This window comes from Paenibacillus enshidis (assembly GCF_042136365.1).
Classification (GTDB): domain Bacteria; phylum Bacillota; class Bacilli; order Paenibacillales; family Paenibacillaceae; genus Paenibacillus; species Paenibacillus enshidis.
In genome coordinates, this window is sequence record NZ_JBHHMI010000001.1 from 556,527 (window position 1) to 571,796 (window position 15,270).

The 15,270-nt window shown below is 48.5% G+C and carries 10 protein-coding genes; 3 read left to right on the forward strand and 7 right to left on the reverse strand.

The window, feature by feature from the left end:
* Positions 1 to 718 precede the first annotated feature (718 nt).
* Positions 719 to 1,720: a type I glyceraldehyde-3-phosphate dehydrogenase gene (gene gap / locus ACE41H_RS02460; protein ID WP_375353097.1), complete on the reverse strand. Its 1,002-nt coding sequence runs from the start codon at positions 1,718 to 1,720 to the stop codon at positions 719 to 721.
* Positions 1,721 to 1,827: 107 nt separating this feature from the next.
* On the opposite strand from gap, the gene ACE41H_RS02465 reads away from it, so the two are divergent.
* On the forward strand, positions 1,828 to 2,676 hold the full coding sequence (locus tag ACE41H_RS02465) for a helix-turn-helix domain-containing protein (RefSeq protein ID WP_375353098.1): 849 nt from the start codon (positions 1,828 to 1,830) through the stop codon (positions 2,674 to 2,676).
* A 164-nt stretch (positions 2,677 to 2,840) separates the two neighbouring features.
* On the opposite strand, the gene ACE41H_RS02470 is transcribed toward ACE41H_RS02465, so the two are convergent.
* The gene (locus tag ACE41H_RS02470; protein ID WP_375353099.1) at positions 2,841 to 3,224 is read right to left on the reverse strand and encodes a RidA family protein; all 384 of its coding nucleotides are present in this window, start codon (positions 3,222 to 3,224) and stop codon (positions 2,841 to 2,843) included.
* Positions 3,225 to 3,329: 105 nt separating this feature from the next.
* On the opposite strand from ACE41H_RS02470, the gene ACE41H_RS02475 reads away from it, so the two are divergent.
* Complete coding sequence (locus tag ACE41H_RS02475; protein WP_375353100.1) at positions 3,330 to 3,668, forward strand: winged helix-turn-helix transcriptional regulator; 339 nt, start codon at positions 3,330 to 3,332, stop codon at positions 3,666 to 3,668.
* Between the two features lie 114 nt (positions 3,669 to 3,782).
* Here the strand turns inward: ACE41H_RS02475 and ACE41H_RS02480 are convergent, their stop codons facing one another.
* Positions 3,783 to 4,172 (reverse strand): MerR family transcriptional regulator, encoded by a 390-nt coding sequence (locus ACE41H_RS02480; RefSeq protein WP_375353102.1) that lies wholly within the window; start codon positions 4,170 to 4,172, stop codon positions 3,783 to 3,785.
* Between the two features lie 143 nt (positions 4,173 to 4,315).
* Between ACE41H_RS02480 and ACE41H_RS02485 the strand changes: the two genes are divergently transcribed.
* Positions 4,316 to 4,642, forward strand: a complete 327-nt coding sequence (locus tag ACE41H_RS02485) for a YciI family protein (protein ID WP_375353103.1) — start codon at positions 4,316 to 4,318, stop codon at positions 4,640 to 4,642.
* A 429-nt stretch (positions 4,643 to 5,071) separates the two neighbouring features.
* On the opposite strand, the gene ACE41H_RS02490 is transcribed toward ACE41H_RS02485, so the two are convergent.
* From ACE41H_RS02490 to ACE41H_RS02505, 4 genes are all read right to left on the reverse strand, one after another.
* Complete coding sequence (locus ACE41H_RS02490) at positions 5,072 to 5,944, reverse strand: hypothetical protein (protein ID WP_375353105.1); 873 nt, start codon at positions 5,942 to 5,944, stop codon at positions 5,072 to 5,074.
* Between the two features lie 208 nt (positions 5,945 to 6,152).
* Positions 6,153 to 7,403 carry an ACP S-malonyltransferase gene (gene fabD, locus ACE41H_RS02495; protein ID WP_375353106.1) on the reverse strand — a complete coding sequence of 417 codons (1,251 nt, stop codon included), beginning with the start codon at positions 7,401 to 7,403 and terminating at the stop codon, positions 6,153 to 6,155.
* A 43-nt stretch (positions 7,404 to 7,446) separates the two neighbouring features.
* Positions 7,447 to 10,620, reverse strand: coding sequence for a cyclic peptide export ABC transporter (locus tag ACE41H_RS02500; RefSeq protein ID WP_375353107.1), 3,174 nt, complete (start codon positions 10,618 to 10,620; stop codon positions 7,447 to 7,449).
* Between the two features lie 48 nt (positions 10,621 to 10,668).
* The gene (locus ACE41H_RS02505) at positions 10,669 to 15,243 is read right to left on the reverse strand and encodes a non-ribosomal peptide synthetase (protein WP_375353108.1); all 4,575 of its coding nucleotides are present in this window, start codon (positions 15,241 to 15,243) and stop codon (positions 10,669 to 10,671) included.
* Positions 15,244 to 15,270: the final 27 nt, after the last annotated feature.

Consider the following 15,270-nt stretch of genomic DNA (forward strand, 5'->3'; position numbering starts at 1 on the left):
CCCCACATAAAGTGAGAGAGGGCTTTGTTTTCGTTAAGGATACTTGGGTAATCTGCTACAAATTCACAATTATAATAGAGTTCAGTTATAATACATTGAGCGAGAAAAGAAATTTGCCGGTAAAACCATAGTTATAATTACCAAACCATTCTGATGTCCGGATTTGCGTCCCATTTTTCAAGTCTCTTGTGCTAAATGAAACGGAGGTGGCAAAATGTTAACCTTTTTGAGACTTAATGGGTTAAGTGCATTGTATGCCCTTATATTGTTCGTCCAAGCGGAATTGATGGTAAATGTTTACCGCATTGAAAGAATCACTGGAATAATAAACGTAAGTATATACATTAATTTATTGATCGTATTCATTTTTATAGCAGCTTCTAATATTGTTTATTTCGATTGTATATCCAATCTATATAGCCATAATTAACTTTGCTACTTCGTTACGAAGTAATGACGGTAACATTAATTCAGGTTTCAACAAATAAAATACTGGTGACGAAAAGTTTGCCATCTAAGGCCATTCCTTTCATTGAGCCTGAACATCTCAATTTTATCGGAATGGTCTTGTTGGTCAAACCCGCGATCCCCCACCCGCATAGCGGGTGGTTTTTTGTTTCGCGCGTTTCACGCACTCAACTGGCTAAAGCCTAAATCAAAAAGCCGCCAAAGGCGACTTCTTATGCTCGTATGTTCGTATCCTTCAGCCCACTAAACATCATAATTCTGCAAGGTATTTTGCGGTACGTATCAACTGGCTGGTGAAGGAGTTTTCGTTATCGTACCATGCAGCGATTTTCACCAGTGTATCTGTCCCTAACTCTGTTACCTTCGTCTGTGTTGCGTCAAACAAGCTGCCGTAAGTCATGCCGATGATATCAGACGAAACAAGCAGTTCATCTGTATATCCGTATTCATCCGATTGGGACTGCTCCATCTTCTTGTTGACCTGCTCTGCTGTCACGGAGCCGCTCACAACTGCGGTCAATTCTGTCAGTGAGCCTGCCATAACCGGCACCCTTTGAGATGTTCCATCCAGCTTGCCATCCAGGGACGGGATCACGAGCCCGATTGCCTTTGCTGCCCCGGTTGAGGTTGGGATGATGTTACCCGCCGCAGAGCGCGCCCGGCGCAAGTCACCTTTGGCGTGGGGGCCATCCAGGGTATTCTGGTCGTTTGTGTAGGCGTGTATCGTGGTCATAAAGCCCTTTTTGAGCGGTGCAAGCTCGTTCAAGAAATACGCCATTGGCGCTAGGCAGTTCGTTGTGCAGGAAGCAGCCGAAACAATGGTATCGTCCTTAGTCAACGTGTGTTCATTGATACCGAAAACGATGGTGGGAACATCTTTCCCGGCGGTGGTGGATATCAGTACCTTTTTGGCGCCTGCTTCAATATGTGCCGCTGACGCTTTTTTTGATGCGAAGAAGCCTGTGCACTCCAGAACAACATCAATTTGCAGTCCTTTCCACGGGAGTTTGCCGGGGTCTTTTTCGGCATAGATTGGAATATCCACGCCGTTTACGGTCAAGCTGTTCTCGCTATAGCCAATCTTGGCGTCATAACGTCCCTGCGTTGTGTCGTGCTTCAGCAGATGCGCAAGCATCTGCGGACTTGTAAGGTCATTGATGGCTGCAACTCTATATCCTTCCGTATCAAAAAGCTGTCGAAATGCGAGCCTGCCAATTCTGCCAAAACCATTAATTGCAATGTTAATTGCCATCATCATAACCACCTTTCTTTGTCTTTATCCAAATTATATCCTGTGAATTATTGTGATACACTGTTATAAATGAAGCATTTGACTATACTATCTGTCAGGTGAGAACCATGCCGCAAATTGACCGCCATAAAAACAGAACTGTAAATATCGAATTTGTACCAGCCGAGGATTTTACTCATTTTCCCTGCCCGGAGCGGTTGACTCTGGTTTTTGTTACAAATGGGAGTATAAAAGGGCTATTGAACGAGCTCCCGGTCACCATTTCAGCACCCGCTATTCTTTGTTTGTCTGCAGATGATACGTTACAAGTTTTAGATAAGCATAACGCTTCTGCATCATCATTTTGTTTTCATCCGGATTTTCTTGACACGATCCCCATCCCTGAAACACAAGATTACTTTCCGACCAATTTGAAAACAGGTCTTTCGCTTTTTCGTAAGTCTCCTGCACGCACCGGGATACCTCGTATAACCGAGAAAGCATATCCACAATTATTTGAGTGGTTTTTTGTGCTTGGCACAGAAGTGTATGCACAAAGCGATGCACTCTGGGTATGCAGAATCAAAAAATACCTCATACAAATATTGGGGGTGCTTGAGGATTTGAACCGCCACAGCGAACAATCACCTGTTGATGTAGTTCTGGAATATATACACACAAATTATTCCGACAAAATAACCCTGGAAGATTTAACGAAATGCGCGTACTTGAACCGCGTTTCTCTCAATAAGATGTTTCAGGAAAGATGCGGATGTACGGCAATGGGCTACTTACTGTCGCACCGCTTGAAAGTTGCGGGGAATTTACTGACTCATACAGACATGAGCTTGAATGAAATTGCACGTGCTACCGGATTTGAGTATGACACTTACTTCATAAAACAATTTACAGCTAAAAGAGGCATGTCTCCTACAGCATATCGGGAAACCTCCCGCAAGTTCGCTACTGCTCAATAAGGAGAGCAGGAAAAGCCGCCATGCAGGCGGCTTCTTAAGCGACTATATTTTGTTCTCTGACATTGGTAAAGAAACTGATCCACCTTTTCGCTTCACACCAATAGCGGCTGTGCTTTCTCATAGCGCAACCGCCTGGCGCTGAACTGCCGTAGCGGACGCGCGCGTTAGTCCGTATGTGCGACGGCGCTGACTTCAATCAGTTGCTCAGGGAACGCCAGGTATGTGACACCGATAAGACTGCCGGCTGGCCGGTGTTGTCCCACGTATTCCTTGAACATCTGGATGACTGGCTCGGAATGCTCTTGCGGGTTTGTCAGATAGAGCTCTACATAAGCGAGGTTCGACTTCGTGACACCAAATCCCGCCAGCACGCGATCGAGATTTTCCAGCGTCTGCCGGGCCTGTGCCTCGATATCGCCCTCGCCAACGAACGCGCCCTCCGTATCGTGGGAAAATTGTCCCGAAATGTAGATGGTGCCATTAACGCTGTAACCCTGGGAGATGCCGTGATCCCAAAGATCGTGATTGTAGGTTTTGATATTAGCCATTTTATTCTCTCCTTTACTTCAATGTAAGGTTAGTATAAACTGGGCACAAATAAAAATGTAGTACGCACTTTTTTGAAAGGTACTACCCGAAAGGATAGTGTAAATATGAGCATGGCTGATTATAAAGGTGAAGGAAATATTCAGGAGACACCTTTTGGTTACACATTGTCAGTGATTGGTGGTAAGTGGAAAATGCTTATTCTTTACCTGCTGGCCGAAAAGCAACCTGTTCGCTTTAATGATATGAAAAGACAAATAGGAGCCATTACTTTTAAAACATTGAGTTCACAGCTAAAAGAATTGGAAGCAGATGGTATGGTGAATCGGAAAGAGTATCCTCAGGTTCCCCCTAAAGTCGAGTACAGTCTTACTGAGAAAGCGGAAACACTATTACCCATTTTGGAACAGTTGTGTGATTGGGGAACAAAAAATCAAAATAATTGAACCAGTGTCAACACAAGACACATTGTCATCAGCCACTTTAATCGACGGTGAATTCGGAACCGCCAATTAAAGTGGCTTTTATTGCTAACGTTCTTAACACGTTGAATCGCTGTATTATTTGCCCTGTTGTAGTTTATCTGAGTCCTCTAGATTTTTAAAAAAATTGATTTTCTGATCGATTTTCTCCAGCGTCTTTTCAAGCTCATTCATTTGATCGATAACTTTCCTGCGGTAAGCTTCCATGAATTCTCGTCGTGCTGTTATTGTAGAGACTTCACTACTGCGCAAGGCGGTATAATGCTGCATCTCCCGAATGGGCATCCCCATCGCTCGAATATAACTTAAAACTTGAAACCATACGATATCGGATTTTGAATACTGACGATATCCATTTTCGTCCCGTTCTATACCGTCAATTAACCCGATTTGTTCATAGTATCGCAATGTATGGACGCTTAATCCCGTCATTTCAGAAACTTGTTTACTCGAAAATTTGTTTTCCATATTTTTATTATAGCATTGGTTCGAACTATATTGATATCGAGTGCACTCTATACCTTATCATTGCACATGTAAGTAATAATTTCATTTTAGGAGAGCGTCATGACTATGAAATACAAATTTAAGATAATGGAGGTTTTTTTGTAATGTCTGATAATACAACAAGCAACAATCCAGGGAAAATGCACTTCATGTTATGGTCTACACCCTTGAGAACGACTTTTTTTCAGGATATGACCGAAGAAGAAGGCAACATCATGCACCAACATATCGCCTATTGGACGGACTTGCAGAATCAGGGGATTGCTTTAGTTTTCGGACCCGTATTAAATCCGAAATCTCCGCATGGGCTTGCAATCATTGAAGTTGAGAACGCAGAGCAAGTCTCACCACTCGTCACAGAAGACCCCGCCTTTATTGCAGGATTGTTGACTGCCGAGTTCTATCCGATGAAGGCTGTGTTACCGAAATAACACTCTTCACTCTGAAGTAGATGTAAATGGGGGCTAATGCGACAAAGGTATTGGCTCCCTATTGCGTTAAGGGGGCTTCGATGTCTTTCCCTTACTCTCAATATAACGCATCAGGTAACACTTCTTACTTTGTTCCACCATAGGAGCATACGGCGATGATATCCTTCACAGAGATACTTACTTTATATTCACTTACTTCTTTATAGTTACCAGATGCTTCCAGAGCTTGCAAAAGGATTGAATAGGAAATTTTGGTATTATTCACTACGAAATGAAGTTGAATATTAGATCAAAGACCGCCCTTCTAGGACGGTCTTTGATGGTTTAGGTGTGGATTTACTGATAGTTGTAAAAATTACTGTCTAGTGTCCCATCCCATGCTCAGTTGTTGTATAATAATCATTTGCACTCACAGGAACCCCAAAAAGACTAATTAACCCTATTGTAAGCATCATCGTTAGAAATACTTTTCTCATTTTTAATCTCCCTTTCCCAAATTCCGTTCATGAATTTTGCATAGGTGTTCTGCTGATCTTGATCCGCATGAATACGATAGTGCTCAAACAAAACCACGCACTTTTTAAAGACTGCCACATTTTTAAATTTATCAGATACTGCTAAAGTAAGTAGGATATAATGTAAGGCAATTTGATAATATTTCATTTTCAAATGATATTCTGATAGGGTGTAGTAGAACTTTGTCACATACACTACTTCTTTGCTGTCTTTACTACAAGCCTCAATCGCTTCTTCAATAGCTCCCTCTAAATCGTTCAGTACAAAATCGACAGCAAAACCATGCTGAATGGCTGAGTTGAGTATTGTTATCATACCGGGCAACAACTCTTCAACTCTGGATGCTTTGAGAAATTGTACATACTGATGGAGATATTCCTGCCTCCCTGCAAGTAAATTCACGCTGTATGTATTGGCTTCCGCAAACGTTTTAAAAGCTGCTATTTCTTCGGCAGCATCTTTGCTCCCATCGTCCAACCAAGACAGATCAGCATAGTTTTTTATACAAATCAATGACTCATTGTACAGTTCCTTTTTCTGTAAAGCAATACCTTTCGCCATCTGACTGAATCCGAAATAGTAGACGATATGCCTCTTCCCATCCAAATAAACGTATCGTTTCCCTGAATCTATTGATTGTTTTTGCCTAGAGTATACTCTCTCTGCCGATAGAAGAAGTTTATCAGCTATTTCAATCATATGTTCGTAATCCTCTAACGTGTACGATGCTTTAAGTAAGTCTACTAAGGAGTCAATTCTTAGATCATCTAAATATAAATCATCCAATGTATTCCCTCCACTTCGAACCATTTACTCCAATTTTATAGTATAATTTCCCATTGGTCAATTACAAAATTTCGTATTTTACTATTTTTGCATTGGTATTGAAACATATTCGAAAATATGGTAATTGGATTTCCAAAACGAAAAAAGCGAGTGCAGCGGTTATTCTACCTCTTGCACTCGCGCTTTACATCATGCAAACAGCACTTCTTCACTTCACTGCATGTTCTTGTATCACTGCTGACAGTGGCAGGCCGGTCTCAGCACTGATTTGCATGTAACAGTTCCAGGCTTCCTCTTCTGTTGCTTTTTTAGTGCGAAGTATGCCCTGCAGCAGTTGCAGTGCCTCCCTTCGCTCCTCTTCGGTCTCATGCCATCCCTCCTGCTGCATGTGCAGGTTGCGGTTTGTCAGTTGCTGGCAGGCATGAACGACACCGCTTGTATATTCATCCATGATGCTGTTGCGATTCGGGATAAGCTGGGCCATGGACAGGCAGGCTGCCGTCACAGTGGATCGGCTTTGCTGCTGCAAATCCCGCAAAATTTCGATGATTTCATCATAGTCATGATCAACGGAAAAGCTCCGAATATGGGGATACGCTTGCCGGATCGTATTGCGCAGTGCTGCTCTGGGGCCAATCTCAATCAGGACGTTTACGCCTTGCCGCAACATGCACGCGATGCTCTCCGACCAGCGGACAGGATGCAGCATATGGGATTGCAGCCCGGCACGAACATACTTCTTATCGCGGTATGGCTGTGCATCCACATTAGAAATGACAGGCCAGCTTCCATTCGCAACATTTACATGCTGCAGGGCTGCGGTAAATTCGGCATTGGCCGAGTTCATATATGGAGTATGAAATGGTGCCGATACATGAAGCGGATAGGCGGTGCCGCCAAGCTTGACCAGCAGATCGACTGCGTGCTGCACCTGTTGGCTTTCGCCTGAAATCACAGTTTGGTCGGCCGAATTATAGTTGGAAATCTGAACGAGCCGCTCAGGATCTGACAGCCGTGCACATACCTCTTCAATGACGGACACATGCACACCTTTGATGGCAGCCATGCGTCCAAAGCCGCTTTCAGTTGCGCGCTGCATGCATGTTCCTCGCTTCTGAATAAGACGAAGCGCTTCTTCAAACGGCAGAACTTCTGCACAGGCCAGAGCGGTAAGCTCCCCCAGACTGTGACCTGCACCGAAGGCTGGTGCAAGAAAGGTTTCTTCAACCAGCATCTGATACCAGGCATAACTGTAGGCAAAAATGGCAGGCTGAGCATATTCCGTCTGCTCCAGACGGTCTGAGCCGGTTTCATTCATCACGGCAGTGAGATCATATCCCAATATGTTGCTGGCCTGGTCAAAAATACGTCGGGCAATGGCCGACTTGGCGGCAAGCGACCGCCCCATCCCCGCATACTGACTTCCCTGTCCGGAAAACATGATGCCAAGCTTGATCATTGTCCATCGTCCTTTCTTATAGAGGGTCTCGTCTCATACACGATTACCAGGAACCGGATGCCGTCTTTTGCGTTTCCAGTTGTATCATTTGACCGGATTCCATCTTAACCAGCCTATCTGCCAGCTCAAAATAACGATCATCATGGGTGACAGCGATCACGCATTTCCCTTGCTTCTTCAGGTCCGGCAGCACTGAATGGTAGAAGAAGCGGCGAAACTCAGGGTCCTGGTCTGCTGCCCATTCGTCAAACAGATATACCGGTCTGTCCTCCATATAACTGATGAACAACGCGAGGCGGCGTCGCTGTCCCGAGGAAAGCTGAGTTGTGCTGAAACAGCCATCCTGTATGTACACCTTTTGATCCAGATGAAGCTGTTGCAGATGATGGCTCACCACCGTATCATCCAGGCTGTGGCGAACCCCGTACAATTTGTCAAAAAGATGGTACTCGCTGAACACCGCCGTAAACTGCTCACTAAGACCCGCAGGCGATACTGGACGGCCATTCATCGAGACAAAACCGGCGGAAGGCTCGTAAAGGCCCGTGATCAGCTTGACCAGCGTGGATTTGCCGCTGCCGTTTCCTCCTGTAATAAAAGTAACTTCCCCTGCCCTGAGGACGAGGTTAACCGGACCGACGGAAAATGTTGTCCCATGATCATTCTCATACGTGTAACAGACATGATTGAGTTCCAGCGTGCTGAAGCCGGCCTCCAGCCTGTCCTCCATTTGCACAGGCTCTGCCGCTCCGGGCTCCTTGCCCAGCTCTGCGGACAATTGATGAATCCGGTTCCAGGCAATGCGCATACGAATCAGATCAGGCACGGCATCCAGGACACCCCGAACCGGCGCCCCCATGTACAGAAAGATAAAAATAAAACTGCGCAAGGAATGGCTCCGGATGGAATCAAACCATAACGGGAACATAAAAGCTGCGACACCGATCACAACCGTAAACATGACCTCTCCAATGACAAACACGTTGGCAAAGCGTGTATCCCCCTGGATTCGCTTCACCCGGTACTCATTACAGCTTTCATGCAGATCAGTCCGGAATTCGGACTTTTTGGCATGATGCAGACTGAGCTCCTTGAACCCCTGTGCCATGTGACCAATATACTTATAAAAGACATTCTGAATGTCACGAGTGGACTCCCAATGCTTGTTGGCATCACGCCCTGCGGCATAATAGGCAAGGGCAGCAAATGAAATCACGAGCATGGATGCCAGCAAGCCGTACACATTAATGAAACCGAGATAGACAAAACAAAAGATCAGGGTGATCAAGCTGGTCAATCCGAATACGAGCACATTGATGCCACCGCTGATCGTTTCAATATCGTGATTTAACACAGAATACAGCTTTTCCTTGGCAATCTTCTCTACTTTGCCGTAGGGTGAATGCAAGATACGGTCGATAATTTCCGTTTGTTTGACGTAAATGAGATCGTTGGTGAACCGGATGAGCTGTGTGCGCACGATTCTTTGACTCAGCACATATACCAGCAGACCGACGAGAAAAAACGAGAACAGTCCGGCCTGAAACGCACCCGTTCGCGCCAGTGCTTCATTAATAATAAAAATAATGAGTGTGTTGCCGATACCGCTCACCAGGCACAGGACGATAAAAGGAAATAAAGGCGACCTGCCTTGTCCGGGGAACAATGAATTGAGCAACAGACTCAGGGCAAATAAAAGAAGTGCCGCATATAGAAAACACATGGACATCTTGAAGCTGGACGGCGCCCACACTTCGGCAACCCCCCAATTCACTCCGTTGAAAAGCACCTCGGGAAGCAACAGGAAAGCATAGGTCAGCCCGCCGGAAAACACGACAAAACTGAGCAGCCGCAGCCCGTTCATAAGGATGCCGGAAGCCGCTTGCCGCCGCTTGTGGCGCAGATCGCGTCCAATGGAAATGACAAACCATAACGACAATCCGATAAAGGGCAGCGATATGGCCAAAAGAATGACCGACATCCGGTCCACATTACGATAAATATCCCCGATCTCCGTTACCGGTTCCTTGTCTAGCAGCAGATCAAGGATGCCCTGTCCGATGACCAGCGTATTGGCCGAGTTCAGATTGGCCATCACCGCTACGCCAAGCTGTTCCCCGGGACGAAATGCAATAAAGGAGGAATATGCCGGATTGCTGCCTGAATGGGACAGCTCTCCGCCTCCGCTCTGGTATACATACCACCCGGCGGCGTAAGAAGAGCCGTCCGCATCCGGGGACACTGTCCGGTCCGGTTGGTGCGATCCGGAAAGGACTGCTGCCATTTCCGGGTTCACAGACACCGCTCCCAACTGGATTTTGAGCCATAACGCCATGTCCCGGCTATCCGTATATATGTATCCAGCGGGTGTATTTCCCTCGTAAACGGGAGCATCAAACGGTCTGGGCTTCAGATATCCCAGCTTGTAGCCCTGAACCACCTCATCATGGCGGCTTGCTTCTGCTGTCGATACATAGGTGTGATGCAGTCCGAGCGGCTGCAGCACTTGCTCGCGGAGATAATGTTCGTAGGACTGGCCTGTGACTTGTTCAATGACATATCCCAGAATGTCATAATTGACAGTTGCGTATTGGAACCGTTCACCTGGTGAAAAATCCAGCGCTGTTCCGCTAAGCTTTTGTACCGTTTGCCGGAGCGCAGCCTCTCCTGCCCCTGCGGGAATATCGCCAATGGTGGAAAAAGGAATGCCGCTTGTCTGATACAGCAGTTGTCCAATTGTAACACTGGCCGCCTCGGTGCCGGGCTTGAACCCGGCACCTTTGACATGGAATTGAAGCCAGGGAATATAGGCTGTCACAGGGTCCTCCAGCTTCAGCTTGCCTTCTCTGACCAGCTTGAGAACGGCCAATCCAGTATAAGCTTTGCTGGTCGAACCAAGCTCAAATACGCTTGCAGCGGATAATGTCTGCCCACGCTCGGTATCTGCATAACCAAATCCCCGCTGATATACCGTTTCAGCACCTTGCACTATCGTGACCGCAACGCCGGGAATGTGTGATTTTTCCATCTGGCTGTCAATCAGACGTTCAATTTGCGCGATACGGCTTGCATCCGGCGGAACAGAGGGGTCCCCTGCCGCAGAGGCAGAGGCGAACGTGTGTCCATAGCTCGGTAACCCCCACAATCCCAGCATCAGAAGGCCAACAAGGATTAAGGCAAAGCCATTGTTTTTGTGTATTGCCGCTCGTTTCTTCATACTCCGCTCCCCTTATGGACTTTGCGCGTTATCCGGCTACCATGCGTTTTAGGAAAAAATGCTGTCCAATTCGGACTGTGTCAATTCGACGCTTTCGAAATCGGAAGGTGTAAACTCCGTATGTGTCTGGCGGGAGCAATATTCCGCGACTTCAAGCAGGCAGGCATGGAAGTGCTCCATCAAAGCTGCCGCCAATCCTGTGACCGCTTCTCCGCTCCGGCGGTTCACCTCAAACGTCAGCTTGCGGTCAAATACGCCCCCGTTGACTTCCATGGCGTAAGCCCCGCTGCTCCGGGAAGCTGTCATAGCCATCGAGTTATCAGCCAGTACAAATGTGTCATCATCACGGCCTCTTGTGAACTCTCCCAAATAGTTGAATACGAGATCATTTGGCGGCGCTTCCGGCAGTGATTTTCTCAAATAACGAAGCACCCCGTATCCGATGCCTCCTCCCGGTACCTGCCGCAGATGCTCTTTGACCTGCTTTATCAAGCTGCCCCATTCCGTATGCAGTGACTGGATGGAGATCGGATACAGACTTGTAAACCAGCCCACCGTTCTGGAGAGATCCACCTCGGAGTCGATCTGCTCCCGCCCATGTCCTTCCAGATCAAGGCTAACGTTGCGCTGCCCGGTTGCGGAACGAATGGCGGCTAGCAGGCCGGCCAGCATCAATTCCACAGGACGGGTGTTGTAAGCGCGATTGGCTGTGGTCAGCAACTGCTGAGTAACGTCCGCTGGCAGAGCAAAATGTAAACGCTCCGTCGCCTGCCGTGATTCCCCCTCTTCCAGGGAGTTATCCTGTGATTCAAGGAGGATCGGAGCAAGCTCGCCAAGAACCGTTTCCCAATAGGACTGCTCCCTCTCATACAGGAGATCACTATGGTGATGCAGGCTTTTCGCCCAGTCCAGATAGGAGGTGGTTTTGTCCGGAAGACATACATCTTCACCCCTCAGTCTCTGGTTTGCTGCCCGGTTCAAATCCTCAAGCACGATTCTCCAGGAGAGCCCGTCGATAATTACATGATGTGCTGTAAGCAGAAGATACGATGGGGTCCCGTTCCGATAAAAGATAAAGGCTTGCATCAGCGGGTCTGCGGCGAGATTCAGCTTGCGCTCGGCTTCGTCTGCCACACGCTGCATTTCGGCATACGCTTCCCCATGGAGACCCGATGTCCCTCCCAATTCATGTGTCGAATAACGCAGCGAGCGATGGTTTTCATTGTAAAAAAAGCGCTGCCCGGCCCGTTCCTGATTGATGCGGAGGGTATCGTGATGATGGATGAGCCGTTCCAGCAGCACGCTGATGTCCTCACCGGACAAGGGCCGCCGGATTTCAAGCAAGAGACGCTGATGATATCGCTGCGGCTGATCAAGCGACAGATTTTTGAACCAGACGTGCATGGGTGTGTCAGGCAGCGAGCCTGTACAGCGGTGATCCAGGGTGCCTGCACGTTTCTTCTCACGAAGTAAAGGCTCCATGTCACCAACCAGCGGATTGGATAAAATGTCATTCGCCGCAATAACATATCCTCTTTCCTGCAGCAGGGAGACCGCTTGAATGGCTTTAATCGAATCTCCGCCCAAGTGATAGAAATGAGCGCCCGCGCCGACGTCATCCTGCTCCAAAACTTGCGCTAGCACCTCGTGCAAAGCGGCTGCGGCTGCACTTGCCGGCTCCGAAGCATCGCTGCGGCTGCCTTGCCCGACAGGCTCGGCCAGCGCCGGTTCCGGCAGACGTGCTCTGTTCAATTTGCCGTTGTGTGTCATTGGCATCTCGTCAAGAAACACGTAATGCTGCGGAATCATGTATGCAGGCAGGCGCCGGGCCAGAAACGAACGGAGCGCCTCCCTTTCTTCCCTACTATTCATGACCAGATAAACGCATAATTGCGGGGAGCTTCCGTTTACGGTTACCGCTGTCACTGCGGCTTCGCTGACGGAGGGATGGGCGAGCAGCGCATTTTCAACCTCACCCGGTTCAATACGGTACCCCCGCACGCTGAGCTGGGCATCGGTCCGGTTTTTGTACTCCAGTTGGCCGTCCGGACGGAATCGGCCCAGATCCCCTGTTTTGTAAATGCGTTTGCCGGGTACAAAAGGATGTGGCAGGAAATGAGCCGCTGTCGCTTCAGGCCGGTTCAAATACCCCTCCGCCAATCCGTCTCCGGCAATGTAGATTTCCCCCACCGTTCCCGGAGACCGCAGCCGGAGACGCTCATCCAGCACATAGATCTGCACATTGTCAGCCGGAATGCCGATTGGCAACGAGCCAGCTTGATCCTTATGCCTGTCATACGTATAGATCATACAGCCTACTGTAGCTTCCGTGGGACCATATTCATTCATGATTTCAATATTTCCGCCCCAGGCCCGGTCGATGGCTGTGGCAAGGGCTGATTTGAAATCTTCTCCCCCTACAATGAGTCGCCGAATGGAAGAGTCGCGAAGATCCATGCCTTTAAGCAGAGACAGGTGGGACGGGGTCAGCTTGAGAATGGTGACCTGATCGTCCCTCACAATGCGGTATATCGCATGCTCCTCTCCATCATCGGGATAGACCGCTATTGTTCCTCCGCTAACTAGCGGCGTGAAGATCGAGGTGACGGTCAAATCAAAGGCAAGCGAAGAATACAAAGCAAATACCTCGGACTCTTCGCGCACATAGGTTTTGGCAGCCCACTCGATATAATTGACCAGTGCCCGGTGGCAGATCAGGGTCCCTTTGGGCTGGCCGGTCGAGCCGGAAGTATATATTATATAAGCCAAATCATCAGGGTGTCGCTCCACACTCCACTCCGATGCGGCATCCGCGCTCATGTGTCCATCCTTCTCAAGCTGAGCAGCGGCCAGGATCCACTCGCCGGGAAAAGAAAACGTGGCTTCACGGTTGGTCACGATCAGTTGCACACCGGCATCATGGGCCATAAAAGCAAGCCTCTCCGCCGGCAATGAAGCATCCAGCGGAAGATACGCCGAACCGGATTTGAGCACAGCCAGAATGGCGATGACCGTATCCATAGAATGGTTCATGTATAGACCGATCACTTGTCCCTTGCCCGCTCCCTTTGCAATCAGGCGATTCGCAAGCACGTTCGCCCTTGTGTCCAGCTCCTGATAGGTTAGCTGATGCAGACCATCAGTCACGGCTGTCCGATACGGCGTACTGCGCACTTGCTGTTCGATCCGTTCAGTGATGGTCAGTTTTGCGGGATCATTGCTGGCGGTATCATTGAATACATGAAGCTGCCAGTGTTCTTCTGCGGATGAAAGCAGGTTCAGCATGTGAACGGGGAGCTCCGGTTCTTGGGCAACCTGTTCCAGAATACGGCACACCAGCTCATACATCTGTTCGATTTCTTCGTCACTGTACACTGCAGTCTGATAGTCCATATCCAGGGACAAGCGCGAGTCGGCCGACCAATCCCTGACAATCCATTGCAGCGCATACCATTGCTCGCCACTGTAAAACTCGGTGTTGCTCACAGACAGCTCCTGCGTTTCGGTCACATGGCGCGTATTATAGTAGTTGATGGATGTAGCAAAAAGCGATTTTTGCTGAAACCCGCTGGCATGCAAATCTTGCAGCAACAAATCGTAAGGATAGCGATGATGCTTGTAACACAGCTTCATTTCGTCCTGGATATGGGACAAGAGCTCCGCAAAGCTCCATTCATCACATATCGTAAAACGAAAGGGCATCGTGCCTGTAAACATGCCAAATGTTTGTTTTTGCCGTGCTCCGTTCCGGTTCAGTACAGGTGTGCCAATAACGACCTGCTCTTCCCCTTCCATACGGTTCACGTAAACGTAATAAAGGGCGATAAACAACAGATTCAAGGAGGAGGCAGTTCTGCCGACCAGCTTCCTTGCCGCAGCAGACAAAGCTCCGGAAAGCTGGAAGGACTTCCGCTTGCCTCTCAAATCCGCAGCAGAGCGCAGTTGAGTTTCTGGCATCTCGTCGAATTTCTCCAGCCAGAAGCGGCGATCCTGTTCGAACCTGCGCGAATTTTTGTAGTTATTTTCTTGGACAACAGCATCTTGCAAATTCGAGCCCTGTATCCCTCCTGAAGTGGGGGGCTGGACCAACGATTCCATGTTTTCCTTACCGGTCTGCAGACTGTCGTAAATGGCCCATAGCTGATCGGTCAGCAGCGCAACCGACCACCCGTCTGCGATGACGTGGTGCAGCTTGATCAGAATGGCGCTGCTGCTTTCCCGAATGGCGCATAATGCGAATGTGTACAAAGGTCCCTCGGTCAGACGGAACGGAAGGGCCGCCTGCTGGCGGACCCATTCTTCAAAGCGTTCTTCGGGACTCATTTCCCCGCTAAAATCCAAAAAGGCTGCGATCCGTTGCTCCGGATGAGGCACATCAGCAACCACAAGCTGCAGATCGGAGCCTTGCTGCACCAGTTGCCCCCGTATGCCTTCATGTATACTGACAAACAAGCGAATGGCCTTATCCATCCGTTCCGGATCAAAGAGGCCTTTTACCCGGATGATACCGCCAATATTGTGGAGAGGGGAACCGGGAAACAAGGCTTCAACCGCACAGATCCGTTTTTGCGGATGTGTCAGGGGCAGTGCTGTGAGGCCAGCAGACACGCAGTTATCGTTCATGGACAAATTCCCTTCTTTCTATGAAGT